24 protein-coding genes are annotated in these 25,378 nt (G+C 65.3%); 13 read left to right on the top strand and 11 right to left on the bottom strand.

Features of this window, described 5'->3' with window-relative positions; genetic code table 11:
- Positions 1-2: 2 nt before the first annotated feature.
- The 6 genes from tatC to QVN30_RS05135 all read right to left on the bottom strand — a co-directional run bounded on the left by tatC (position 3) and on the right by QVN30_RS05135 (position 4,591).
- Complete coding sequence (gene tatC / locus QVN30_RS05160) at positions 3-794, bottom strand: twin-arginine translocase subunit TatC (RefSeq protein ID WP_273356515.1); 792 nt, start codon at positions 792-794, stop codon at positions 3-5.
- Positions 794-1,396: a Sec-independent protein translocase subunit TatA/TatB gene (locus tag QVN30_RS05155; RefSeq protein ID WP_289835688.1), complete on the bottom strand. Its 603-nt coding sequence runs from the start codon at positions 1,394-1,396 to the stop codon at positions 794-796. The genes tatC and QVN30_RS05155 overlap by 1 nt, the downstream gene beginning before the upstream one ends.
- Positions 1,397-1,545: 149 nt before the next feature.
- A complete protein-coding gene (locus QVN30_RS05150; RefSeq protein ID WP_066828737.1) occupies positions 1,546-1,860 on the bottom strand; it encodes an STAS domain-containing protein in 315 nt (104 codons plus the stop codon).
- A 60-nt stretch (positions 1,861-1,920) separates the two neighbouring features.
- The gene (locus QVN30_RS05145) at positions 1,921-2,628 is read right to left on the bottom strand and encodes a tetratricopeptide repeat protein (RefSeq protein ID WP_289835687.1); all 708 of its coding nucleotides are present in this window, start codon (positions 2,626-2,628) and stop codon (positions 1,921-1,923) included.
- 22 nt (positions 2,629-2,650) lie between these two features.
- Positions 2,651-3,037 carry a hypothetical protein gene (locus tag QVN30_RS05140; protein ID WP_289835686.1) on the bottom strand — a complete coding sequence of 129 codons (387 nt, stop codon included), beginning with the start codon at positions 3,035-3,037 and terminating at the stop codon, positions 2,651-2,653.
- Between the two features lie 270 nt (positions 3,038-3,307).
- Positions 3,308-4,591 (bottom strand): aspartate aminotransferase type Ic, encoded by a 1,284-nt coding sequence (locus QVN30_RS05135; protein WP_289835685.1) that lies wholly within the window; start codon positions 4,589-4,591, stop codon positions 3,308-3,310.
- Positions 4,592-4,783: 192 nt separating this feature from the next.
- Here QVN30_RS05135 and QVN30_RS05130 point away from each other — a divergent pair, with 192 nt between their 5' ends.
- Both QVN30_RS05130 and QVN30_RS05125 read left to right on the top strand, forming a co-directional pair.
- On the top strand, positions 4,784-5,038 hold the full coding sequence (locus tag QVN30_RS05130) for a hypothetical protein (protein ID WP_066828745.1): 255 nt from the start codon (positions 4,784-4,786) through the stop codon (positions 5,036-5,038).
- Between the two features lie 45 nt (positions 5,039-5,083).
- Positions 5,084-5,497, top strand: a complete 414-nt coding sequence (locus tag QVN30_RS05125) for a hypothetical protein (protein ID WP_066828746.1) — start codon at positions 5,084-5,086, stop codon at positions 5,495-5,497.
- 298 nt (positions 5,498-5,795) lie between these two features.
- On the opposite strand, the gene nhaA is transcribed toward QVN30_RS05125, so the two are convergent.
- Positions 5,796-7,217, bottom strand: coding sequence for a Na+/H+ antiporter NhaA (gene nhaA, locus QVN30_RS05120; protein WP_435051629.1), 1,422 nt, complete (start codon positions 7,215-7,217; stop codon positions 5,796-5,798).
- A gap of 540 nt (positions 7,218-7,757) precedes the next feature.
- Here nhaA and thiS point away from each other — a divergent pair.
- From thiS to QVN30_RS05095, 5 genes are all read left to right on the top strand, one after another.
- Complete coding sequence (gene thiS / locus QVN30_RS05115) at positions 7,758-7,955, top strand: sulfur carrier protein ThiS (RefSeq protein ID WP_066828748.1); 198 nt, start codon at positions 7,758-7,760, stop codon at positions 7,953-7,955.
- Positions 7,955-8,602: a sulfur carrier protein ThiS adenylyltransferase ThiF gene (gene thiF, locus QVN30_RS05110; protein ID WP_204563170.1), complete on the top strand. Its 648-nt coding sequence runs from the start codon at positions 7,955-7,957 to the stop codon at positions 8,600-8,602. The genes thiS and thiF overlap by 1 nt, the downstream gene beginning before the upstream one ends.
- Positions 8,603-8,710: 108 nt before the next feature.
- Positions 8,711-9,520: a thiazole synthase gene (locus tag QVN30_RS05105; RefSeq protein ID WP_204571390.1), complete on the top strand. Its 810-nt coding sequence runs from the start codon at positions 8,711-8,713 to the stop codon at positions 9,518-9,520.
- A gap of 2 nt (positions 9,521-9,522) precedes the next feature.
- Positions 9,523-10,854 carry a 2-iminoacetate synthase ThiH gene (gene thiH / locus QVN30_RS05100; RefSeq protein WP_289835684.1) on the top strand — a complete coding sequence of 444 codons (1,332 nt, stop codon included), beginning with the start codon at positions 9,523-9,525 and terminating at the stop codon, positions 10,852-10,854.
- 57 nt (positions 10,855-10,911) lie between these two features.
- Positions 10,912-11,631 carry a thiamine phosphate synthase gene (locus QVN30_RS05095; protein WP_289835683.1) on the top strand — a complete coding sequence of 240 codons (720 nt, stop codon included), beginning with the start codon at positions 10,912-10,914 and terminating at the stop codon, positions 11,629-11,631.
- A gap of 328 nt (positions 11,632-11,959) precedes the next feature.
- On the opposite strand, the gene QVN30_RS05090 is transcribed toward QVN30_RS05095, so the two are convergent.
- Positions 11,960-12,886: a DHH family phosphoesterase gene (locus QVN30_RS05090; RefSeq protein ID WP_066828752.1), complete on the bottom strand. Its 927-nt coding sequence runs from the start codon at positions 12,884-12,886 to the stop codon at positions 11,960-11,962.
- A 515-nt stretch (positions 12,887-13,401) separates the two neighbouring features.
- Positions 13,402-14,199, bottom strand: a complete 798-nt coding sequence (locus QVN30_RS05085) for an AraC family transcriptional regulator (protein ID WP_239283344.1) — start codon at positions 14,197-14,199, stop codon at positions 13,402-13,404.
- Positions 14,200-14,671: 472 nt separating this feature from the next.
- Here QVN30_RS05085 and QVN30_RS05080 point away from each other — a divergent pair, with 472 nt between their 5' ends.
- The 5 genes from QVN30_RS05080 to QVN30_RS05060 all read left to right on the top strand — a co-directional run bounded on the left by QVN30_RS05080 (position 14,672) and on the right by QVN30_RS05060 (position 21,182).
- Positions 14,672-15,787, top strand: a complete 1,116-nt coding sequence (locus QVN30_RS05080) for an ABC transporter ATP-binding protein (protein WP_289835682.1) — start codon at positions 14,672-14,674, stop codon at positions 15,785-15,787.
- A 20-nt stretch (positions 15,788-15,807) separates the two neighbouring features.
- On the top strand, positions 15,808-17,091 hold the full coding sequence (locus QVN30_RS05075; RefSeq protein WP_289826731.1) for an ABC transporter substrate-binding protein: 1,284 nt from the start codon (positions 15,808-15,810) through the stop codon (positions 17,089-17,091).
- Between the two features lie 9 nt (positions 17,092-17,100).
- A complete protein-coding gene (locus tag QVN30_RS05070) occupies positions 17,101-17,967 on the top strand; it encodes a carbohydrate ABC transporter permease (protein WP_289835681.1) in 867 nt (288 codons plus the stop codon).
- A complete protein-coding gene (locus tag QVN30_RS05065; protein ID WP_066828766.1) occupies positions 17,967-18,812 on the top strand; it encodes a carbohydrate ABC transporter permease in 846 nt (281 codons plus the stop codon). The genes QVN30_RS05070 and QVN30_RS05065 overlap by 1 nt, the downstream gene beginning before the upstream one ends.
- Before the next feature lie 174 nt (positions 18,813-18,986).
- Positions 18,987-21,182, top strand: a complete 2,196-nt coding sequence (locus tag QVN30_RS05060) for an alpha-galactosidase (protein ID WP_289835680.1) — start codon at positions 18,987-18,989, stop codon at positions 21,180-21,182.
- Between the two features lie 165 nt (positions 21,183-21,347).
- On the opposite strand, the gene QVN30_RS05055 is transcribed toward QVN30_RS05060, so the two are convergent.
- Positions 21,348-23,015, bottom strand: a complete 1,668-nt coding sequence (locus QVN30_RS05055) for a UDP-glucose--hexose-1-phosphate uridylyltransferase (RefSeq protein WP_289835679.1) — start codon at positions 23,013-23,015, stop codon at positions 21,348-21,350.
- Positions 23,006-24,190: a galactokinase gene (locus QVN30_RS05050; protein WP_066828773.1), complete on the bottom strand. Its 1,185-nt coding sequence runs from the start codon at positions 24,188-24,190 to the stop codon at positions 23,006-23,008. The genes QVN30_RS05055 and QVN30_RS05050 overlap by 10 nt, the downstream gene beginning before the upstream one ends.
- A gap of 394 nt (positions 24,191-24,584) precedes the next feature.
- Between QVN30_RS05050 and QVN30_RS05045 the strand changes: the two genes are divergently transcribed.
- A complete protein-coding gene (locus tag QVN30_RS05045; protein ID WP_289835678.1) occupies positions 24,585-25,370 on the top strand; it encodes a DeoR/GlpR family DNA-binding transcription regulator in 786 nt (261 codons plus the stop codon).
- Positions 25,371-25,378 lie beyond the last annotated feature (8 nt).

Below are 25,378 nucleotides of genomic sequence, written 5' to 3'. Positions count from 1 at the left end.
ACCTACTCGTCGTCCTCGTCATCGGAGAACAGGCTGATGCGCCGTTCGGTCAGGCCCTTCTTGCCTTCGCGCGCCACGATGACAATGCGCGTCACGAACAGCGAGATCTCGTAGAGCGCAAGCATCGCCGCGTACATGAACAGCAGCGTGACCGGGCTCGCATCCGGCGTCACGGAGGCGGACACCACGAGCATGATCACGTAGATGTAGCGCCATGCGGAGCGGAACGTCGCGTACGGCACGATGTGGAACACGGCGAGGTAGAACACGATGAGCGGGAGCTCGAAGGCCACGCCGAAACCGATCATGAGGAGGATCTCGATGTTGATGTAGTCCTCGAGGTTGGGGGCGATGTTGGCGATGGACAGCGTCTCGCCGATCAGCCATTCGAAGCCGGCCGGCACGATGACGAAGTAGCAGAAAACCGCACCGATGAAGAACAGCAGCGTGGCCATAAGCACCGTGGGCACCACCCACTTGCGCTCGTTGGGCTTGAGCGCGGGCAGGAAGAACGCAAGGATCTGCCACACGATCATCGGCGTGCACATGACCGCGGCGGCCTTGATGGCCAAGCCGAACTTGATGGCGAAGCCGCCGAGCGACGTGTAAATCGAAAGATTGGTGCCCTCGGGCAGCGACGGCAGGATGGGGTCCTTCAGGATGTCGACGAGCACCGGCGTGGCGAAGTACATCACGACGGTGGCCACGAGCACCGACACGACGATGATGGTGAGACGGCGCCGCAGCTCGCCCAGGTGGTCGAGAAGCGGCATGCGCGCGGGTCCGATGGGCATTACTGCTCGCCTCCCTCAACGGAATCGGTGGAATCCTCGGCCTGGGCGGCCTTCGACGCGCGGTGCTTGCGCGGACGGCGGGCGTACAGGTCCTCGGTGGTCTGCACGGCAGGCTCGGCCTCGGCCTCGGGCTCGGCGGACGCAGGCGCCTCGGCGGGCTCGGTCGCGTCTGCCTGCTCGGTCGCGGGAGCCTCCGCGGCGGCGGGGGCGTCGGACGCATCGGCCGCAGCCGGCTCGGCGCCCGCCTCGTTGGCGGCGGCCGCCTCGCGCTCGGCCTTCTCGGCCGCCAAGCGCGCGCGGCGCTCGGCGAAGGTCTCCTTGCGCTGGGGCGCCGCCTCGGCGCCCTCGGATGCGTCGAGATCGGCATCCTCGTCATCGACCGCCGCCTGCTCGGCCGCATTGGCCTTGGGCGCGCTCGCGGCCGCGGCCATCGGGTCGACGACCTCGGTTTGGACGACGTTCGTCAGCTTCTCCTGCGTCTGACGGAACTGACGCAGCGCGCGGCCGATCGTATGGCCCATCTGCGGGAGTTTGTCGGGACCAAAAAGCAGGAAGGCAAACACCAAGATGATTACCAGTTCCGTTCCGCCGATACTAGGCACGGAAAACCTCCTGTTTGCTCATGCGGGCCCGCCGGGTGCGGTACCCGGCGGGCAGACGATTCATACAACTGCTGAAGTATACCGCGCGGATCGCCGGCACGAATCGCATACGCGAAATGCGCACGGCGATATGCGCGAGGGCATCGAGGCTATGCCCCGACGATACCGATCTCCTTGTCGACGCCCAGAAGCTGCGCCACGCGCATGACGTTGGGCTGGGCGTTGATGACCTCGAAGCCCTTCTCGTGCTCCGCCGCATGGTGGGCAGCGCCCACGAGCACGCCGATGCCCGTGGAGTCGATGTAGGACACGTTCGCGAAATCGAGCGTGAGCTTCGCGGTGGGCTGCTCGAGCGCCAGGTCGATATGGTCGCGCAGGGCGCCTACGTTGGAGATGTCGACCTCGCCCGCAACGGACACGAGGTAGCGCTCTGGCGTGGGGGTCGTCGTGATTCCGAGTTCCATATTGTTGTGCTCCTTACGTTCTCATCGGTTCAACGTGCACGCCGCCGCAGCCGCGCCCCGCTACGAGGCGCTGAGCGCGTCCAGGTGCTGCTGGGCATAGTCCTTCACGCCGTACGCGTCGCTCGAGTCGCTCTCGATCGCGCGCTCGTAGGCCGCTATCGCCTCGTCGGTGCGCCCCTCGGTCTCGTAGAACATGCCGAGGTTCGCCCATGCGGGGCCGAAGCTGCCATCTTCCGCGGTGAAGGATTCGAGCTCCGCGATGGCACGGTCGCGGTCGCCGGTGTAGAAGATCGAGATGGCCCGGTCCACTTCCACCGACTTCGAATCGGGATTCTGCTCGAGATAGTCGTCATAGCGCGCGATGGCCTGGTTGAACAGGTCGACGACGTGCGCGTCGTCCTCGTCGGTGGCCACCACGTCGCGCGCGGCGACGCCCCAGTCGAAATAGCCGTTGGCGAGCTGCAGCAACGCCGAGGGGTTGCTCGGGTCGCTGTCGTACTGCGCCTGCAGCTGCTCGACGACCGAGGCGTAGTTCGCGTCGACATGGGTCATGTCGTGCTCGCCGGAGGTGACGGCCTGTCCTGCGGCCTGCGAGGAGCCGTCGGTTGCGCCGTCGGCTGCCTGGGAGGTGGAATCCGCGGTGCCGTTCGCGGCGCCCGGGGTCAGCGCACCCGAGAAGACCACGGCCGCGATCGCGACCACGATGACCGCCGCGGCCGCCAAGACGATCGCCTGCGCGCGGCGCGTCTGTTGGGCGTCAAAAGCCATACGTCGCCTTCCTGCTCGCTACCTACTGCGCCGACCCGGCAGACGACGCCCCGTCGCCCGTGGCGACAGACGCCGTGCCGTCCTCGTTGATGTCCAGCTGGGGATGGCCCTCGGGCAGAACCTCCGAGGAGTCGATCGCGTCGCTGCTCTGCTGGGTGGCGGCGCCCCCGGAGGACCCCAGGGCGTTCAAGGCCGTCGACGTGCCGATAAGATAGCCGATGACCATGCCGAGCAGAAGCGCGATGGCTGCGATGGCGACGACCATCCAAAATGGGGGCGCCGAGGTCTCCCGGGCGGCCTCGCGAGATGGGGCCGGGCCGCGCTGCGCGGGCGAGGCGGCAGGATCTTGGGGTGCGGCGCCCGCCGCCTCCATCAGCTCCTGCTCGTCATCGAAAAACTCGTCGGCCATATCTCAACTCCCGTCGGTTGTGCATGTGCGGCATGCATTCCGTCTATTGTAGCGGGTCCGCGGCACTTTTTGGGACGGGCCGCCCTTGGGCCCATCAAAGCTCTAGCGGGCAGTGCAAATCGGGGGACGTACCTGTTGCGTGAAAAATGCACGCAACAGGTACGTCCCCCGATTTGCACGATACGCGCACGTGCGCCTTTGCCCATGTCGGCGCGGCGCCGACATGGGCAAAGGCGGCTCCGTCCCAAAAGTGCCGCTGGATCCGTCTCGCTACGCGCGGGCCTCGCGCGCCAGCTGGGCGGAAACGAGCTTCACCGCGAGCACCAGCACGTCGAGCGCCTCGGAGAGCTCCTCGACGCTCGGATAGGTCGGGGCGATGCGGATGTTCGTATCGTGCGGATCGTTGCCACCGGGCCACGTGGCGCCCGCCGGAGTGAGCTTGACGCCCATCTCGGCGCACAGCGCGCCGACGCGCTTGGCAGAGCCCTCCGGGCCGTCAAATGACACGAAGTAGCCGCCGTGCGGATGCGACCACGTGCCGCAGCCGGTGCCGGCCAGGCCCTCCTCGAGCTTCTCCTCGACGCAGGCGAAGCGCGGACGCAGGAACTCCGCGTGCTTGCGCATGTGGGCGCGCACGGCGTCCAGGTCGGGCAGGAAACGCGTATGCATGAGCTGGTTGAGCTTGTTGGCGCTGATGAGGCCGACCTTCAGCGTGTTCGCGACCTCGCCCACGTTGGCCGCCGACGAGCCGAAAAACGCGATGCCCGCACCCGGGAACGTGATCTTCGACGTGGACGCGACGCCCAGGATGCGGTCCTCGTTTCCCGCCTCGCGCGCCAAGTCGAAAACGTTCGCGAGCACATCCGGCGTATCGGTGAAGTCGTGCACCGCGTACGCGTTGTCCCACACGATGCGGAAGTCCGGCGCGGCCTTCATGGTCGCCAGACGGCGGACCGTCTCATCGGAGTAGGTGATGCCCGTCGGATTGGAGTACTTGGGCACGCAGAACATGCCCTTGATGGAGTCGTCGGCGGCGCACAGGCGCTCGACCTCGTCCATGTCGGGGCCGGTCTCGGTCATGCGGACCGGAACGTTCTCGATGCCGAGATCCTGCGTGATGCCGAAGTGGCGGTCGTAACCGGGCGCGGGGCACAGCCACTTCACGCGGTCGAGCTTGCTCCACGGGGTGTACCCGGGCACGCCCTTCTCCCAATAGTGGATGAGCACCGACTGCATGATGTTCAGGCTCGAAGACCCCAGCACGATGGTCTGGTCCGCCGGCAGGCCCAAGAACTCGCCCGCAAGGCGACGCGCCGAGGGGATGCCCTCGAAGCAGCCGTAGTTGCTGCAGTCCACGCCCTCGTCGGTGAGATCGGCGCCGCTCGAGAGCAGATCGAGCATCGGGCGGGAGATATCGACCTGCGCCGGCGACGGCTTGCCGCGCGCCATGTCGAGCTTGAGCCCCTTGGCCTTGACCTCGTCAACCTGTCTGGTCAGATCCGCCAAAGCGGCATCAAGCGCGGCAGTATCCATCTGCTCATACATTGTCTGCATACCGGGGCCCTCTTCCCTCGCGTGAATCGCTGGCCTGCATCCATGCAAAAACAGGACAGGCGATCGGTCGTACACGTGCGCCCTAGTATAATACGCACGCGATGTTTCCGATGTGTGTCGACTCTGTACATGCTGCCCCGATTTGCGACCGTGGTAGATTTATAGCGGACAACCCGTACCCAAGGAGGACACATGCGACTTGGATCGTTCCAGGCGGAAGAGTTCGGCGAGCTTCAGCGGCTCGTGGACGGCATGTTCACGGGAAGGCAGGTCATCGACCGGCTCGACCTCGTGGTTCAGGCCGAGATCTTGGACCTCGCGCCCGACCTCATGGAGATCGTGACGCTGCTGCCTCCGGGCACCTACGATCGGCAGCGCCTCTGCGACCAGCTGAACTCGGCGCTCGCGGCCCACGGCTGGGGCGGAACCTACGGCACGGTGGAGTAGACGGGCGGCCCCGAGACCGAACGCTCACCATAGAGGAGGCATCGCATGGACAAAGACCTGCGCACAGAGATCGATGAGGCCATCGAGGCCGCGGACCGCGCGCTCGAGCACCTGTACCGCGCGCGCGACCTGCTGCACTCGGCGCGCAACTGGGGCGCGTTCGACATCTTGGCGGGCGGCTTCATCTCATCGCTCATCAAGCGCGGCAAGATGTCCGACGCCCAAGACGAGCTCGACGCGGCCCGCAGCGCGCTCGCGACCTTCGCCTACGAGCTGCGCGATATCGACGGCTCGCAGGGCGTGAACATCCAGACGGGCAATCTGGTGCTGGCGGCCGACCTGTTTTTGGACAACCCCTTCGTGGACCTGTACGTCCAGGGAAAGATCGACGATGCCCGCTACCAGGTCAACCGCGCCATCGAGCAGGTCGAGAAGGTGCGCCGGCAGCTGGCGGGCTGACGCGGGGCGCGCCCATGCCGAGGCCGCGTCGCGCGCTATGATTTCGCGATCGTGGTCAATTCACCCATCGAACCGGGTTCGGTCCATGGCTGAGACAATATATTGCGATGCGTCCCTTCACTTCTTGCAAGACTGAGCGGCGCGTCGACCGAAGAACCCGGCGCTTCATGCCCATGGCGAACGAAAAAACCCGCCCGGAGAGCTCCTCTGGGCGGGTTTGTCCGTTTATACGCAGCCGGCATTCCCGGTTCGATAGGTGAATTGACCACGATCGCGGATAGATACCGCGCCACGGCCCCTACGCGCGCTTGTGGCACACGCAATGCATGTAGATCAGGCCGATAAGCGCCGCAGAGATCGATCCCGCCAGAATCGCCGTCTTGGCGGCGAGCAGCTCCGCGGGGATCTCGGTGAACGCCAGGCCGGCGATCAGGATGGACATGGTGAAACCGATGCCGCCCAGGATGCCGACGCCGACGACATGCGGCCAGTGCACGCCGGTCGGGAGCTCGGCGAGCTTCGTCTTGACGAGCAGCGCGGTCATGCCCACGATGCCGATCGGCTTGCCCAGCAGCATGCCGAAGTACACGCCGAGCGCGACGGGGTCGAACAGAAGCGTCGCGGGATCGACGCCGACCAGCCTGACCTGCGCGTTCACGAACGCGAAAATCGGCAGGATGATGAAGTTCACCGGCGTGGAGATGGCGTGCTCCAGACGCTGCAGCGGCGGCGTCACGCGGTGCATCACGCGCTCGACGCCGTTGACCGCGTGCGTGAAATCGTGCTGGCCGAGGATGTGCGCCTCGTCGTCATAGCGGTCGTCGAGCTCGGGGAGCTTCGCGCGTACCCATTCCACCAGGCCGCCCGCATCGATGTCGGAGCGCGCCGGGATGGTGAAGGCCAGGATCACGCCGGCGAGCGTCGCGTGGACGCCAGACTGGTACAGGCAGAACCACAGCACGAGGCCGAGGGCCAGATACGGCGCCAGGCGGAAGTGCCTGCGGATGTTGAGGACGACCAACAGCGCGGTCACCACCGCGGCGGCACCGAGCCACATCATGCTCGGGGCATGGCCGTAGAACAGGGCGATGGCCACGATGGCCAGCAGGTCGTCGGCGATGGCGAGCGTCGAGAAGAACACCTTGATCGCCGGGGGCACGCGGTTGCCCAGGAGCGAGAGCACGCCGAGCGCGAAGGCGATATCGGTCGCCATGGGGATGGCCCAGCCGTAGACCGCCCCCCCGCGGTTCACGAACGCGTAGATGCAGGCGGGCGCGATCACGCCGCCCACCGCCGCGAGCATCGGCAGCATGGCCTGGCGCGGGCGCCTGAGCTCTCCGACGGTCATCTCGTATTTGAGCTCGGTGCCGACGAGCAAAAAGAAGATCGCCATGAGGAAGTCGTTGACGAACAGCTCGAAGCTGAACGAGAACTCCCACCCGGCGATGCCAATCGACACCGGCAGGGCGAACCACTCGTGCAGCGCATAGTACGCATCGGTGTTCGCGCAGATCACCGCGGCAACGGCGGCGAGGATCATCACGCAGGCGGAGATGGTGCCGTTGGAGGTGATGCGGTCGAGCACGCTGCGGCGCTCGATGCGCAGACGCTGCTCATCGCTCATGAGCGGCACCGGTATGCTCGGAGCATCCAGGGCAAGCGCCTTGCGCTCGACCGCCTTGGCCGTCCGCTGGTTGTGCATGCGCTTACGCTTTGTCATGTCAGCTCCGATCCTTTCTGCTCCAAACGTCCTTCTCACAAAACCGCGGGCGCCGCATCCGACGTCCCGCGGTTCGTAATAAATTATTATTGACTCACAAGCCCTCATGCGGCAGTTCTTTGGGAACGCGCGGCAAAAGCGGGCAAGCGGTCTGTAGGCTCCGGGGAAGCCCCGAATACAGCATCCCCTACCCGTGATAAAAACCCACCGATTCGATAGGCGATAACATGGAACATCCACGGGTCGTGCGCAGGTTCTGCACAGGGCGCTTCACAGCAAGGCCCGGCGCTCGCGGGCCCATCGCCACGCCCCCCTCCGCTTTGCTGACGGCGCGACCACAGCGTATTGACGGGCCGGCTTCGGCGGGGTATCCTTCACGTCAGAGTACGCAGCGCGTACGAAGGGGCGCACCACCTCGGGTGCGGTGTCCCTTCGTGCGCGCTTTTTTGTTGGCTCGACGCCCCGCTCTTGCAGCGGAGGCGCGGTGGCCGCGGGTGCGTGCTCTTGGCTGGCGACGATTCCGTAACGAGAGGAGGTCCCATGGCACGGGTGAACGGCAAGGAGGATCCGTCGGTCGACGGCCTTACGCTGGCGCAGCTGCTCGACCGGATGGACTTTGAGGGCACGCGCGTGGCGTGCGAGCTCAACGGCGACATCGTGCCGCGCGCGCAGTTTGCCGAACGCACGCTGCGCGCCGACGATGCGCTGGAGATCGTACGGTTTGTGGGAGGCGGCTGATGGACGAGGGCAGCGTGCGCGCCGGGGCGGCAGACCCCCTTGCGGCACGCATCGGAACGGCGGCGCGCGAGCGCCTGCGCGCGGCCTGCGTGGGCATCGCCGGCGCCGGCGGGCTGGGGTCGAACATCGCGGTCATGCTGGCGCGCAGCGGCATCGGCGCCCTGCGCATCGTGGACTTCGACGCGGTCGATGCGAGCAACCTCAACCGCCAGCATTACTTCCGGCAGCACGTGGGCATGCCCAAGGTCGAGGCGCTAGCCGATCAACTGCGCGCCATCGACCCGAAGATCGTCGTGGACGCCCGGTGCGAACGCGTGACGGCGGCCAACGCACGCGCGCTCTTTGCCGGCTGCCCCCTTGTATGCGAGGCGTTCGACGCCCCGGAGGCCAAGGCGCTCCTGGTCGAGGAGCTTCTCGCCCAGCCTGACGGCCCGGTGGTCATCGCCGGCAACGGCATGGCGGGCCTGGGGCCGGCGGCGGAAATCGTCACGCGCCGGATGGGCCGACGGCTTTACCTCTGCGGCGATGGAAGGTCGGACGTGGGCGCGGGCCAGGTGCTCTACGCGCCGCGCGTGGCGCTGTGCGCCGCCCAGCAGGCGCTTCTCGCCCTGCGCCTCATCATGGGAGAGGAAGCACCGGAAGGCTAGGGCGCGTTCCCTCGTCCCTATCGCACGTAACGCAACGACCCTCTGCGCCCCCGTCTCAGCGATGGAACAGGCGCGGCAAGGGTCCCAGAAAAGAGAGGAGCATCATCAATGTCAGAGCATACGCAAACCGCCTGCCAGGCCCCGGAGGCGGATACCTGGCTGCTGGGCGGCAAGGAGTTCAGCTCGCGCTTCATCCTGGGTTCGGGCAAGTTCAGGCTGGACCTGGTCCGCGCGGCCGTCGAGGACGCCGGCGCCGAGATCGTGACCTTGGCCGTGCGGCGCGCCAACACCGGCCAGGAAGGCAACATCCTGGACGCCATCCCGGACGGCGTGACCCTGCTGCCCAACACGTCGGGCGCCCGCACCGCCGAGGAAGCCGTGCGCATCGCCCGCCTGGCGCGCGAGCTGGGTTGCGGCGACCTCGTCAAGGTGGAGGTCATCCGCGACACCAAATACCTGCTGCCGGATAACGCCGAGACCGTCCGCGCCACCGAGCTCCTTGCCGACGAGGGCTTCACCGTGCTGCCCTACATGTACCCCGACCTCAACGTGGCGCGCGATCTGGTCTCCGCCGGCGCCGCCGCGGTCATGCCGCTAGGCGCGCCCATCGGGTCCAACAAGGGCCTGGTCACACGGGATTTCATCCGCATCCTCATCGAGGAGATCGATTTGCCGGTGATCGTGGACGCCGGGATCGGCCGGCCGTCGCAGGCGTGCGAAGCCATGGAGATGGGCGCCACGGCGGTCATGGCCAACACGGCCGTGGCCACCGCCGGAGACATCCGCCTTATGGCTCGCGCCTTCGGCCAAGCGGTGGATGCCGGTCGCGCGGCGTACCGGGCCGGCCTGGGCCGTGTGCTGGACACAGGCGAGGCGTCGTCCCCGCTGACCGGCTTTCTTGAGGAAGAGGGGCGGTAGCCATGGCGGACAAGACCGAGCAGGGCGAGAAGGACGCATCGGGCACCGTTCCCGAAAACGCCGCCGCGGCCCTGGCCGCCGGCGACCTCACCACGGCCGACCTTCCGCGCGAAGCGGTGGGCACGCGCGCGTACCGCCTCGCACCGCTGTCCCAGGAGGCGCTCGACGCGGCCATTCACACGGATCGCGCCCTCGATCCGCTCACGTTCCTGCCGGACATGGACGTGCTGGGCGGCGGCATGTTCGACCGGGTGCTCGATGCCGCCGAGGCGTACGATCCGAGCGCCGTGACCGCCGCCGACGTACGCCGCGTGCTGGCCGAGGACACGGTGGGGCCGGAGGACTTCGGCGTGCTTCTCGCCCCCGCAGCAGAACCGTATCTGGAGCAGATGGCCGTACGCGCCCAGCGCGAGCGCGCGCGGTGGTTTGGCGCCAACGTGCAGTTCTTCACGCCCCTCTACATCGCCAACTACTGCGAGAACCGCTGCGTGTACTGCGGTTTCAACTGCGCAAGCGACATCCGCCGCGCGCAGCTGAACGAGACCGAGATCATAGCGGAGCTCGACGCCATCGCGGCCACGGGCCAGGAGGAGATCCTGCTGCTCACCGGCGAGGACCCGCAGCGCAGCAGCGTGGACTATATCGCACGCGCCTGCGAGCTCGCGGCGGAGCGCTTCCGCACGGTGGGCGTGGAGGTCTACCCCGCCAACGTGGCGGACTACGCGCGCCTGCGCGCCGCCGGCGTCGACTACGTCACCGTGTTCCAAGAGACCTACGATCCCGTGCGCTACGGCAAGCTCCACCTGCGCGGCCGCAAGCGCATCATGCCGTACCGCTTCGAGGCGCAGGAGCGCGCGCTGCGCGGCGGCATGCGCGGCGTGGCGTTTGCGCCGCTGCTGGGCCTAGCCGACTTCCGCCGCGATGCCCTGGCCTGCGGCCTGCACGCATGGGAGATCCAGCGCGCCTACCCCGCGGCCGAGATCAGCTTCTCGTGCCCGCGCATGCGCCCGGCCAAGGGCGGTGTCGTTCCGCATGCGCCGCACGTGAGCGAGCGCCAGCTCATGCAGGTCATCTGCGCGTACCGCATCTTCATGCCGTTTGCGGGACTCACGGTGTCCTCGCGCGAAAGCGCGCGGTTCCGTGACCACGCGGCCGTCATCACGGCCACCAAGGTATCGGCAGGCGTGTCGACGGGCGTGGGCGAGCACACCCACCAGGCCGACGAGGGCGACGATCAGTTTGAGATAGCGGACACCCGCGACCTCCCCACCATGTGCGCCGCCATGCGACGGATGGGTCTGGAGCCGGTGATGAACGACCACGTGCTGGTGTAACCGCCGCGCCCGCCCGCTGGCGATGCACCGATCAACGAAAACTCAGAGAGGAGCGCCATGGTTGACGAGCATATCGTATCCGGTCGATCAATGGAGGTGAGGGCCGTCGGTGCCGCGGGGACGACCGGGGCGGCCAGTCCTGCCGCCATGCAGACGTCCGCCTCGGCTGCCGCCGGCGCTGGGACGGCACCCGCTGGCGCGCCGAGCCTTGCCGTGCTCTTCTCATCCGGACAATTCGCTCGCGTGGCGATAACGGATCGGCTCAACTGCACACGCCCGCTTCCCGATCAGGTGGAGCGGCTGGCCGGCAAGGTCGACGCACTGGTCCTGCGCGAGAAGGACCTGGCGCCAGACGCCTACGAGCGCTTGGCGCGCGACGTGCGCGCAGCCTGCGAGCGCGCGCACGTCGCCTTCATCGCCCACTCCTTTGTCGAGCCCGCCCGGCGCGCGGGCGCTCGGAGCCTGCACCTGCCGCTGCCCGTGCTGACGCGCACGGGCCGCCCGGCGGGCTTTGAGCTGGTGGGCACCAACGTTCACGAGCTGGACGAGGTCGTCGGCGCGGAGGCCCTGGGCGCAGACTACCTCATTGCCAGCCCTGTCTTCGCCCCGTCGTGCAAGCCGCTGCCCGGGCGCGGCCTGGATTTCCTCAACGCGGTTATCGCCCGGGCCCATGTTCCGGTGCTCGCCCTGGGCGGCGTCACCGACACCACCGAGCAACAGATCCGCCAGACCAAGGCCGCAGGAGCCTGCCGCATGTCGGGCTACATGCGCCTCTGACGAGGCTTATGCAGGAGGCCGCCTGCATGCGGAGCTATCGCCGCGGCATACGCGATCGGCACGCATCGTTATTCTCAATGTAAACAGGGTATGACCCGCCGATTGCCGTTCAAAGAGGGCGAAGCGACCCTTGGAAAGAGGACGGCGGGCGCGGGCGCTTCATCGGGGATCTCGAATTGATGCCGGCCCCGGGAATAAGGCTGGATTCGCCGCCGGCGGTCGCAGGGGCGCCCAGCTTGTCTTCCGGCACCGTTGCGCGCAGCCGGAAGACAATGCCCAGCACCGCATCACGCGGCACCGGGCATTGAAGAGACAGCTTGCGATCAGGCTACTCTGCGGCGGCGAGAATCGGCGCGGCCACCTGCTTCTTGCGGGAGAGCACGCCGGGCATCCACACGCCCTCGGGCACGTCGTCGATGCCGAGACCCTTCTGGGCGACATCGGTCTTGCCCTCGAAGAGCACCTGGGAGCCCTCCTCCATGATGTCGGTCAGGCACAGCACGATGCCGTCGGCGCCCTTGGAGGCCTGGTAGGCGCGCATGGCCTCGCGGATCTCGGGGATCATGCCGAGCGCACGGGTCTTGTCGACGGTCTCGTACTGGCCGATGAGCAGCTTGTCGGCGCCGACCTCGAACTGCTTGATGTCGTTGCCGACCATCTGCTCGGCCGTGAAGGAGCCGGACGGACGGGTGAGGAAGACCTCCATGCCGAACTTGACCGGGTCGACGCCGAGCTGCTCGCCGAGGCGGGCGGCGACGGCGCGGTCGACATCGGTCGTGGTGGGGCTCTTGAGCATGAGGGTGTCGGTCATCATGGCCGAGAGCAGCAGCTTGGCCTGCGCGTCAGTCGGCTGCTGTCCGAAGACCTCGAACAGCCTCGCCACGATGCAGCAGCTGGAGCCCCAAGGCAGGGAGATGATGTGCAGCGGCGCCGCGGTGGTGAAGCCGCCGAAACGATGGTGGTCGACGACGCCGACGATCTGGGCGCCCTCAAGCCCGGCGACGGACTGGCCGGCCTCGTTGTGGTCGGTGAGCACGACCTGCTGGCCCTCCTCGACCGACTCGAGCAGCTCGGGCTCGGCGATACCGTTGTCGGCGAGCAGCTTGGCGGACTCGGCGGGCAGCGGGCCCAGGCGACGGGCCTCGTAGGTGTCGCCGTTGTAGTTGACCTGGTTCAGCAGCTGGGTGAGGACGACGGCGCTCATGATGGCGTCGTTGTCGGGATTCTGGTGTCCGAAGACGAGAACCTTGCTCATGGATACCCTCCAAAACGGTTCACGGATATATCAAACGGTGTAATCGTAGCACGCAAGCGGTGCCGCACGGAGCATGCCGCGCACATCGCCGCACGTTTTTCGCGCGCACGCGCGGCGCGCGGGCCGCGCACGGGGAGCGTTGCGGGAACTCGATACCAACCTCGCGGTCCAAACCCCAAGCGTCGATGCGTAGCGTACGGCGACGGTGGGGAAACCTCACCGCAAAACCGCAGATAAGAGGGGGTCACTATATTTTGAACATGAATTTGGTATCAATTCAAGAAGTGCGAAGGGAAAACGGCCATATCCGACAAGCCTGTGACCTGCAGGTTCTTCACACGAACGACCACGGAGGCCCTGTGAGGGGCCTCCGACCAGCCACTACGCGGCCCTTATTGCCCGAAACTTGATACCAAATTCAAAACGAAGCGCCCTCGCACCTCGGTAAAACCTTTTACCGAGGTGCGGTTTCGCACGCGACGGGTTCAGCGACCTCCCTCGCGCGCCCTCCGCACTCACGCGTGGGTGTTGGCGCGGCGCCATTCGCGCGGGCAGAGGCCGAACGTGCCCTTGAACGCCCGGGAGAAGTGCAGCTGGTTGGGATACCCCACCGCGCGGCCGACCTCGCCCACCGACAGCGCGGTGAGCTTAAGCAGCTGGGCGGCCTTCGTCATGCGGAAGTCGATCAGGTACTGCTGGGGCGACTTGTCCGTAGCGCTCTTGAAGATCTTGCCGAAGTAGCTGCGGTTGAGCCCGGTCTGGCGCGCGATGTCCTCCACGGTGATCCCGTTTTGGTAGTTCTGCTCGATATAGGACATTGCCTCGCGCACATAGAGGTCCTGCAGGCGGTTGGTCGTCGCGGCGCGCTGGTTCACGATGGAGCGCAAGAAGCTGTCGAGGAACAGGTAGGTGTGCCCGATCAGCTGGAACGCCGAGGCGTCCTGATGGTCGACCAGAAAACGCATCTCCTGCTCCATGGAGCTGCGCAGCTCCGCCTTGTCGGATCGGTAGATCGGGCTGGACTCGGACAGGCCGGCAAGCGAGAGAGATTCCTTGACGCGGATACCGTCGAACTCCACCCAGATGTACTCCCACGGGTCGTCCATGTCGGCGTAATAGGTGTTGGTCTGCCCGGGAAAGATGAGGAACCCTTCGCCCTGCCCCAGGTAATAGGTCGTCTGCCGACCCGACTCATCGGAGGCCACGAGTGTCCCGCACCCGGAGATGATGTAGTGGAACAGGTAGTGGCTGCGCCGAAACGGCCCAAAGGCATGTCCTGGTGTGCACACCTCGCGACCGTACTGATATGGCATCAGATCTATGTATTTACCTCGGGAAAACGTCGATGAGACAATCTCGTGGATTGGCATCTGTACCCCTCTCATAGCGTATGACATATATCTTGGTGCCGTGCAAAGCCTGCAAAATGTTATAGGGACGAATATCATTCTATGCGACTTTTTATACCAGTTTGGGAATATCTCTATGCACTTTTGCTATTTTCTATAGTTTTCGCAGGTAGATGCCTATTTTTTGAGCATGATGAAAACTACTTTACGAATACCCAAAGCCGTTTCCGGTTCATTTTGCCCCGTTTGCCGAACGAGAACTAATTATCCTTCCCAAATAAACATAGTTTTACCTGCGTTTTAGCGCATTCTGTTAGCTTGTATAGCCTAATAGCTTCTTAAGAACGAATTAAGGCAACTTAATATGAAACCTGCAGTAAGAATTGCCTGCTTGTGGAATCAGACACAGGAAGGCATACAGGAAGGGGTTTAAGCTATGGCAGAACTCTCTCTGGAACACGTGGGGAAGAAATACCCGAACGGTTACGAGGGCGTTAAGGACTTCAACCTGGAGATCGCCGACAAGGAGTTCATCATCTTCGTCGGTCCTTCGGGCTGCGGTAAGTCCACGACCCTGCGCATGATCGCGGGCCTCGAGGACATCACGTCCGGCACCCTCAAGATCGATGGCCGCGTGGTGAACGACGTCGAGCCCAAGGACCGCGACATCGCGATGGTCTTCCAGAACTACGCGCTGTATCCGCATATGACGGTCTACGACAACATGGCCTTCCCGATGAAGCTCCGCAAGGCCGATCCTCAGGAGATCGACAAGACCGTGCGCGAGACCGCGCGCATCCTCGACCTCGACAAGCTGCTTGACCGCAAGCCAAGTGCGCTCTCCGGCGGTCAGCGCCAGCGCGTCGCCATGGGCCGCGCCATCTGCCGCAACCCGAAGGTCTACCTCATGGACGAGCCGCTGTCCAACCTCGACGCCAAGCTCCGCGTCCAGATGCGTGCCGAGATCTCCAAGCTGCACCAGCGCCTGGGTGCCACCATCATCTACGTCACGCATGACCAGACCGAGGCCATGACGCTCGGCACCCGCATCGTTGTCATGAAGGACGGCGTCATGCAGCAGGTCGACTCCCCCTCGAAGCTCTACTCCGAGCCCTGCAACCTGTTCGTGGCAGGCTTCATCGGCTCCCCGCAGATGAACTTCATCGACGCCAGCGTGGGCGAGGCTGCCGGCAAGGTTACCTTGAGCTTCGGCTCGAACACCATCACCCTGCCCGAGGCCAAGGGCAAGGTTCTGAAGGACAAGGGCTACGTGGGCAAGGCTGTCACCATGGGCATCCGCCCGGAGGACGTCGTGGACTCCAACGAGCACCCCGCAGACCGCAACCTCTCCGAGCAGATCGACGCCACCGTCACCGTCTACGAGCTGCTGGGCTCCGAGGCCATGATCTACGCCGATGTTGACGGCGGGTCCATCTCCAGCCATGTCTCGTCCACCAACCCCGCACGTGTCGGCTCCCGCATCAAGATCGCATTCGACCTCGACAAGGTCCACGTGTTCGACAAGCAGTCCGAGCTGGCCATCGTTCACTAAGTGCGGAAGGAGGCTTACGCATGCTGAACAAACCCATTTCCCGCCGTGCGCTCCTTGGGGGGGCGGCAGCTGGAGCAGCAGGCCTGCTGTTCAGCGGCTGCACCACCGAGCGCGCAGACGGCAAGATCGAGGTTGAGATCGTCAGCTACAAGCAGGAAGCCGTGAGCATCTTCGAGCAGCTCATGGAAGACTTCAACGCTTCGCACGACGACATCTACCTGAACATCCAGAGCCCGGCGGACGCCGTGACCGTCATGAAGACGCGCTTCGTGCGCGAGAACTACCCCGATGTCATCGGCATCGGCGGCGACGGCGACTACGCCAACTTCACCGACTCCAACATCTTGGCCGACGTGTCGGACTGCCCCACCATCGAGGACGTGCAGGACGCCTACATCGACATCTTGGACAGCGTCACCTACGTGCCCATGGAGGGCATCTACGGCGTGCCGTTCGTGGCGAACGCCGCGGGCATGCTCTACAACAAGGACATGTTCGCCGAGCACGGCTGGACCATCCCCGAGACCTGGGACGAGCTGATCGCGCTGTTCAAACAGATCCAGTCCGAGGAGCCGGATGTCTATCCCATCTACCTGGGCTACCTGGACACCTGGACCATCCTGTCGCCTTGGAACTCCATCACGGCCAACATGGTCCCCTCTGACCTCAACTACCAGGTCAACCTCGGCAACGCGAAGTTCGCCGACTACTACCGCGAGCCTGCCGAGCGCATGCTCGAGCTGCTCGACTACGCCGAGCCCGGCCCGTTCGCCTACGCCTACAACGACGCCTGCACCGCCTTCGCGCGCGGCCAGAGCGCCATGTACCCCTGCGGCAGCTTCGCCGTGCCGCAGATCCTGTCGGTGAACCCCGACATGAACATCGGAATGTTCCCCATGCCGTCGGCAGAAAACGCCGATGACCGCGTGGTGATCTCGGGCGTCGACCTGCAGTGGTGCGTTGCCGAGACCTGCGAGCACAAAGATGCCGTCTACGAGGTCATCAACTTCCTGTCACAGGCCGAAAACGTCCAGACCTACATCGACGACCAGCGTGCCATCCCCTGCCTGGAGGGCACCTTCGAGCTCGATCCTCTCTTTGACGACGTGGCTCCCTGGATCGAGGAGGGTCGTGTGCTCGACTACCTCGACCACTCCTATCCCTCCGCCATGGGCTGCGACGCTCAGCTCCAGACGATGCTGCTCAACAAGGACGTCGACGCGTTCCTCACGAAGTGGGACAACGACTGGCAGCGCTACAACCGCAGCGTCATTCGCAAGGTCCAAGCCGCGGCTCAGGAGTAAGGAGGAAGCATGGCATCAACGGCAACCAAGGTCGGGTCGGGTCGCAACAAGACCTTCATGGCGATTCTGATCCCTGTCCTGGTGATCTTCTGCGCATTCAATACGTTCCCGCTCATCACGGGCTTTCTGTACAGCTTCACGGACTCGAAGGGCTACGGCGCCTTCAACATCGTGGGCCTGCAGAACTACATGGACATGTTCACCGATACCCGTATCCTGAACTCCTACCTGTTCACCTTCAAGGTGGCGGTGGTGGCAACCCTGCTCACCAACGTCATCTCCCTCATGCTCGCCATCGGATTGTCGAGCAAGATCAGGTTCAAGAGCGCCCTGCGCGGCGTGTACTTCGTGCCCCGCATCCTCGGCGGCCTGGTCGTGGGTTACGTGTTCAGCTACTTCTTCACCTACATCGTGCCCGCCATCACCGGTGCCGAATCGATTCTGGCGAGCTCGGACTGGGCATGGGTCGCGATCGTGGTCGTGCTCGTGTGGCAGGCCTGCGCGCAGACCACCATCATCTACATCACCGGTCTGTCCTCGGTGCCCGAGGACGTCTACGAGGCCGGCGCCCTTGACGGCGCGACTGGCTGGGACAAATTCCGCTACATCACGTTCCCGCTCATCATGCCGTCGGTCACCACCAACATGGTGCTCGTCATGAAGGACATGCTGATGGTCTTCGATCAGATCGTCGCCATGACCTCCGGCGGCCCGGCGCAGTCCACGGAGTCCATCTCCTACCTTATCTACAACAACGGCCTGTCCGGCGGCCAGTTCGGCTACCAGTGCGCCAACGCGGTGATCTTCTTCATCCTCATCGCCGTGGTCTCCATCCTGCAGACGAAGTTCTTGAACAGTAAGGAGGAGCAGCTCTAATGGCTAAGGAAAAAGTCAAGGAACGGGCTAACTGGCCTGTGACCATCCTTCTCATCATCGGTCTTATCACCATCATCTTCCCGCTGTATATGGCGGTGGTCATCGCCTTCAAGGATCCCACCGAGATGACCAACGACATCGCGGGCATCCTGTCGCTGCCGAGCCACTGGAGCCTCGATAACTTCATCGAGGCCATCCAAGTCACCGACTTCTTCAATTCGTTCTTGAACTCGCTCATCATCACCGTCGTGGCGGTCGTGGCCTCCATCTTGATCCACAGCCTTGCCGCCTACGCGATCGGGCGCAACATGGACCACAAGAAGATCTTCAAGGCGTCCTATTACTTCATCATCGCCGGCATGTACGTGCCCTTCGCGATCCTGATGATGCCGCTCGTCAAGCAGACCGCCGTGATGCACCTCGACAACATGGTCGGCGTCATGATCCTCTACATCGTGTTCTACATGCCCATGAACATGATGCTCTACACCGGCTACCTGCGTAACATCCCCATCGCGCTGGAGGAGGCCGCGCGCATGGACGGCGCCTCCACCTGGAGCACCTACTGGAAGGTCATCTTCCCGCTCATGAAGCCCATGCACGCGACCGTCGCCGTCATCACCGGCCTGGCCGTGTGGAACGACGTCATGACCCCGCTCGTCATCATGGGCGGCCAGGGCGTCAACACGCTGCCGCTCGCGCAGATGAACTTCCAGACCGCGTTCTCCACGAACTACAACCTGGCGTTCGCCAGCTACCTGCTCGCCATGCTGCCGATGATCGTCTTCTACATCGTCGCGCAGAAGCAGATCATCGGTGGCGTCACGAACGGCGCGGTCAAGTAGCCCTTCTGCGACATGCACACGTAGGAAATGCGACATATGTCCTGCTCGTGTAGCTTATAGCCCCTGCCACGTGGACCCCGCTTGCGGGGTCCACGTGCCTTAAAATACCTGCGGTTCGGCATAGCGCCGGCTCCGTTTTCTTGCTGTGTCCAATATCTCATAAAGCGAGGTACGATGCCCATACGCATTGATGATGCAACGCGGACCTTCACGCTGCACACGCTACACACGACCTATCAGATGCAGGTCGACGAAGTCGGGTACCTCACGCACCTGTACTACGGTGCGCGCAGCGAGGGCCAGATGTCGTATCTGCCCACGTTCGCCGACCGCAGCGGCTGCTGCACGACGCCCCACGACGTCACGGGCCGCACCTATTCGCTCGACGTCCTGCCCCAGGAGTCCCCGTTCCAGGGCAACGGCGACCTGCGCAGCCCGCTGCTGGTCGTCCGCGACGCCCAGGGCACCTTCGGCTGCGACCTGCGCTACGCGCGCCACGAGGTGCGCTGCGGCAAGTACGCGCTCGCCGGCCTGCCCGCTGCCTACGCCGATGCGGACGCAGACGACGCCCAGACGCTGTCCGTCACGCTTGCCGACGAGCGGCTGGGCCTCGAGGTCGAGCTGCTGTACGGCGTGCTGCCCGCCATCGACGTCATCTGCCGCGCCGCCGTCGTGAAGAACCGCGGCGAGGGCCGCGTCACCGTCGAGAGGCTGCAGAGCGCCTGTCTGGACTTCGTCCACGGCAACTTCGACGTCATCACCTTCAACGGCCAGCACTGCATGGAGCGCAAGCCCAGCCGTCAGCGCGTGCTGCCCGGCTCCTTTGCCGTCGGCAGCCGCCGCGGCCAGTCCTCGCACCAATACAACCCGTTCATGATCCTGTGCGACCACGACGCCACCGAGACGGCGGGCCGCGCCTGGTCCATGACGTTCGTGTACAGCGGCAACTTCAAGGCCGAGGTCGAGCAGACCCAGTACCAGCAGATCCGCATGCAGATGGGCCTTTCCGACGAGCTGTTCTCCTATCCGCTGGAGCCCGGCGACGAGCTCGTGGCGCCCGAGGTCATCATGACCTACTCGGGCGCGGGCCTGGAGCGTCTCTCCCACAACCTGCACCGCTGCATCCGCCGGCACATCTGCCGCGGCCCGTGGCGCGACGCCCCGCGCCCCGTGCTCGTGAACAGCTGGGAGGCTCACTACTTCAACTTCACCGGCGACGAGCTCGTGCGTCTTGCCGCCAAGGCCGCCGATCTGGGCATGGACATGCTCGTCATGGACGACGGCTGGTTCGGCGACCGCAACGACGACTTCCGCGCGCTCGGCGACTGGTCGGTCAACGAGGAGAAGCTCGGCGGAACGCTCGCCCAGCTCATCGAGAAGATCAACGCGCTCGGCATCAAGTTCGGCATCTGGATGGAGCCGGAGATGGTCAACGAGGATTCCGACCTGTACCGCGCGCATCCCGACTGGGCGCTCGCCGTGCCGGGCAAAGCGCCCGCACTCGGCCGCGACCAGCTCGTGCTCGACTTCTCGCGCGAAGACGTGCGCGAGAACATCTTCGCCCAAATCTGCTCGGTGCTTGACCAGGGCAACATCGAGTACCTCAAGTGGGATTTCAACCGCAGCATGGTCGACATCTACTCGCACGCCGCCACGGATCAGGGCCGCGTCGTCTACGACTACTACCTGGGCCTGTACGATGTGCTCGAGCGCCTGGTGCAGCGCTACCCCAACCTGCTGATCGAGGGCTGCGCCGCAGGCGGCGGCCGCTTCGACGCGGGCTGGCTCCACTACGCGCCGCAGTTCTGGACGAGCGACAACACCGATGGCCACGACCGCATGACCATCCAGTACGGCACGTCGTTCGGCTATCCGTGCTCCACCATGGGCGCGCATGTGTCCGCCTGCCCCAACGAGGTCAACGGCCGCACCGTGTCGCTGTCCGCGCGCGGCCTGGTGGCCATGGCGGGCGGCGGCTTTGGATACGAGCTCGACCTGCTCGAGCTCCCCGAGCGCGCCTGCGAGATCATTCGCAACCAGATCGCCCAGTACCGCTCGATCGAGCAGCTCGTGCGCGAGGGCCTGTACTATCGCCTAACCGACCCCGCGACCGACGACATCTACGCCTGGGAGTTCGTCTCCGAGGACGGCGCCGAGGCCATCGTGAACGCCGTGGTCGCCCGCGCCGAGGGCTACGGCGAGGCGCGCTACGTGGTCCCGCGCGGGCTCACCCCGGACGCGCTGTACCGCGAGGTCAACATGGACCAGGTCTTTGCCGCCAACGCGCTGATGGACATGGGCCTGCCCCTTCCGGTGAGCTCCGCGCTCTACATGAGCCGCAGCTTCCGCTTCGTGCGTGTCGACGCGTAGACTTTTAATGAGAAGCCCCCGCCGTGTGCGGGGGCTTTTTTTGTTGCACGGGTTGGAACGAGCCCGTCCCCAGCGAACCCATAACAACGCAAGGTCCTCCGTGCCCGCAGGGGTTGGACACGGAGGACCTTGCTTACAGGACCGACGCTGTATACGGCACGTGTGTTACAGCGTGGCGAGGAAATGATCGAGGGCGGTACGGCCCGGCTCGTCCCATTTGAAGACGCCCGCATCCTCCAGGACGCCGGCGAACACGTCGCTCACGCCGTCGCGGATGATCTGGTCGGCCGTCTCGGGTGCGATGTCAGGATGCGCGCAGGCGAGCTCAAGCGCCCATGCGGCATGGGAGGCGCACAAAGGATCGGATTCGAGCGCGAGAGCGAGCGCGGCGCGATCGTCCTCGCCCGCGTACGCCAGCAGATGCCCGCGCACGGCCCCGAGCTCCTCCACCAGGCGAGGCGGCAGGATGGCAAGACCCATGACCTCGATGAGCCCGATGTTCTCCTTCTTGATGTGATGTCTCTCGGCGTGGGGATGGAATACGCCGAGGGGATGCTCGGGCGTCGTGATGTTGCAGCGCAGGGCCAGGTAGAGCACATAGTCGGAGCCGTCTTTGCAGGCGACGGGCGTGATGGTGTTATGGCGCACCTCGACGCCGTCCTCGACCGTCGAGGCGAGGATGCCCACCGACGGGTCGCTGTACGCGCGCCAGACGTCGAGCACGTGCGCCGCCGCGTCGAGCAGGCGCTCGCGATCGGCGGCCCGCAAGCGCAGCACGCTCATGGGCCAGCGCACGACCTCGCATGCGATGTCGTCGAATCCCGGCATCTCGAACGCGCCCGCCGCCGGAGCCTTCATCATCGGGAAGACATGGCGACCGCCCTGGAAGTGGTCGTGCGACAGGATGGATCCGCCCACGATGGGAAGGTCCGCGTTGGAGCCGATGAAGTAGTGGCCGAACAGGTCCACGAAATCGAGCAGGCGGCTCATGTTCTCACGGTCGACGTGCATGAGGCGGTGCTCGGCGCTCATGGCGATACAGTGCTCGTCGAAGTACGCGTACGGGCTGTACTGCAGGCCCCAGTGCTCCCCGCCCAGCGTGATGGGCAGGATGCGCAGGTTCTGGCGGGCGGGGTGCGCGCCGTGGGTCGCGCCGGCGCCGCGGCCGGGATAGCCCTCGTTTTCCATGCACAGCTGGCAGGCCGGGTAGACCTCGCCGGTCGCCGGGGCGGCGCCCGCGGCGGCGATGGCCTTGGGGTCCTTCTCCGGCTTGGAGAGGTTGATGGTGATCTCGAGCTCGCCCCACGGGGTCGACGACGTCCAGGCGATGTTCCGCGCGATGGCGGCGCGGCGCACGTAGCGGCTGTCGCAGCTCATCCGGTAGAACCAGTCGGTGGCGGTGCGGGGGCCATAGGCCCTATACAGGGTGGAAAACGTCCGCTCGACCTCGGAGGGGCGGGGCATCAGGATGTTCATGACGCGCGTGGCGAGGCGATCGGCGCCCGAGGGCGTGTCCTCCTCACAGCCGTTGGCGATGCCTGCTTCGGCGATGCGCGCGACCGTCCCCTCGAGATCGAACGCGTCGTCGCCGCTCGCCGCAACGACCGGCGCATCCTCGCCCAGCCGCGCGGTCGGAGAGGTCGCATAGGCGGCCTGCAGGAAAATCGCCGCATCCGGGGCCGAGGGACCGGTCGCCCCGACGGCCTCGAGCACCGTGTTGTACGCCCAAACGGCATCGGCCGGCGACACCAGACCGCAGCGGACGGCGTGCCGCACGAGCGCCTCGATATCGGACGCGAGCGCCCCCGCGTCGTAGACCCGCTCTACAGCCATTGCGCATACGCCCCCTCGGATGCGATGCGGTAGGTGCGGCAGTTGCCCTCGCCCAGCCAGCCGTCCATGCCGCGCACGAAGAAGTCGACCATGTCGAGCGGCACGAACGCCTGGATGGAGCCGCCGAACCCGCCGCCGTGGATGCGGACGGCGCCGGCATCTCCCAGCAGGTGCTCGGCAAGCGCAAGCGCGACCATGGCGGGCTGATCGTTGCCGCCGCACGAGACGTTCTGCAGATACATGCCCGAGCTCGCGCCCGAGCGGCGCGTCAGGTCGAGGAACGTGTCGATGTCGCCTGTGCGCAGCGCTTCGAAGCGCTCGACCACCAGGCGATTCTCGATGTAGTAATGCAGCGCGCGCAGCACCGGGCGGTCTCCCAGCTTGGCGCGCAGCTCGGACACGCGCTCGTCGAAGCGCTCCGCGGGAACCTCGCACAGGCGGGTGCAGCCGAACTCGGCGGCAACAGCCTGCATCTCGCCGGGCACGGCGGCGTAGTCTGCCGTGGACACGGAGTGGTCGGTGCCCATGTAGGCCAGGCACAGCGCGTAGCCCTTGTCAGCGAAATCGAAATCGAGCTTTTCGGACACTGGGTTCGCCGGGTCGGCGAAGTCGATGTGGGCGATGCCCCCGAGCGCCTCGGACAGCTGGTCCATGAGGCCGCAGGGCTTGCCGAAATAGATGTTCTCGGAGCGCTGGGCCGATTGCGCCATGGCGGTCGGCGTCACCGGGGAGCCCGGCCACAGCGTCTCCATGACGCGGCCGACCGCGAGCTCAAGGGCCGCAGAGGACGAAAGGCCCGAGCCACCGGGAATGTCGCTCGTCATGACCAGGTCGAAGCCCTGGACCTCGCGCCCGGTCGCCGCGAGTTCGGCCGCCATGCCGCGCACCAGGCCCGCCGTGCTGACCTTCTCGTCCTCGCGCGGGGCAAGATCGGACAGGTCGAGCTCGAACGGCTCGTAGCCCGCGCTCGCCACGCGCGCCGTCATGGTGCCGTTCAGCGCGGCGACGCCCTCGATGGAGACGTCGAGCGCGCCTGCCACCACATGGCCTCCCTCGTGGTCGGTGTGGTTGCCCGCGATCTCGCTGCGCGCGGGCGCGTGGACGTGCGCCAGCGTGCGGCCCTCCCCGAACTGGTCGGAGAAGCGATCGATGAGCTCGGATACGACGGTACTCATGGAACGGCCCCTTTCATCTGTCGGCGCGCGGTCCGTACAGGGGAATCCGCGCTGCTACCTTTCGTCCCTATCGACGGCACAGATCGATAGTGTTCATACCTGTAAGAGTTTGTTCATCTACACCGACTGTACCACAAGGGAGCCCCTGCGCGTCCGCGATGTCGGCCAACGCCGTCCCCACGATGCGGCACTGTGGTATATGGACTCAATTTCGCTTCGTTTACCTGCGAGGTTCGCGCTTCCATCGGAACGGGCGCAAAAAGAGGTCGCATGATGTATACATGCGCGCGCCGTCCGCCCGCTGTCGCTCGCGCTCACGGAATCTTTGGCACCATTCGCAAAAATCTTGCGCGACTTTGTTCGTTTGTGTTCAAATGAATCAAAGGAGGCATCCATGCTCAAAGCGGAACGACAAGAACAGATCATCGCGCGCCTGGCGGGAGGCGGCACGGAATCCGTATCCGCCATCGCGCAGGCCCTCGACGTATCGGACATGACCGTCCGGCGCGATCTCGAGGAGCTCGCCGAGCGCGGCGTCATCGAACGCGTCTACGGCGGCGCGCGCATGCCCGCCGCCGTCAGGGAATCGTTCTCCGCGGCGGGCATCCCGCTTCTGCGCGAGTACTCGCACACCGAGAAGCGGCGTCTGCGCAGCGAGGAGAAGCAGCGCATTGCCCAGCGGGCGATCGAGCTGATCGAGCCGTCCGACACCGTCTTTCTCGGCGCGGGCACGACCGTAGAGCATATGGCGCGCTTTCTGCCCGATATCCGCCTGCGCGTCATCACGAACAGCCTTTCGGCCTTCAAGCTGCTCGAGCACCGCGAGCACTGCGAGCTGTACCTGGTGGGCGGCCTCTACCGGCAGCAGACCGGATGCTTCGTGGGCGCGATGGCAGAAGACGCCGTCTCCCCGCTCGGCATCGACAAGGCCTTCATCGGAGCCAACGGGATATCGGGCGGATCGCTGTTCTGTGCCGACATGGACGAGGGCCGCATCCAGCGCCTCGCGCTGACGAAGGCGCGCGAACGCTACGCCGTGAGCGATGCCAGCAAGCTGGGGCGCCGCGACTTCTACGCCTTCTTCGGGCTGTCCGACCTGACCGCGCTGATCTGCGACGACGTGCTCTCGGACGCCCAGCGAAACGAGATCGAGGAGCAGGTCCACCTCATCTGCGCCTAGCTGAATTG

The organism is Collinsella ihumii (assembly GCF_030385545.1).
Taxonomy (GTDB): Bacteria; Actinomycetota; Coriobacteriia; order Coriobacteriales; family Coriobacteriaceae; genus Collinsella; species Collinsella ihumii.
The sequence above is the reverse complement of the archived record's forward strand: the minus strand, read 5'-3'. Positions and strand labels throughout refer to the sequence as shown.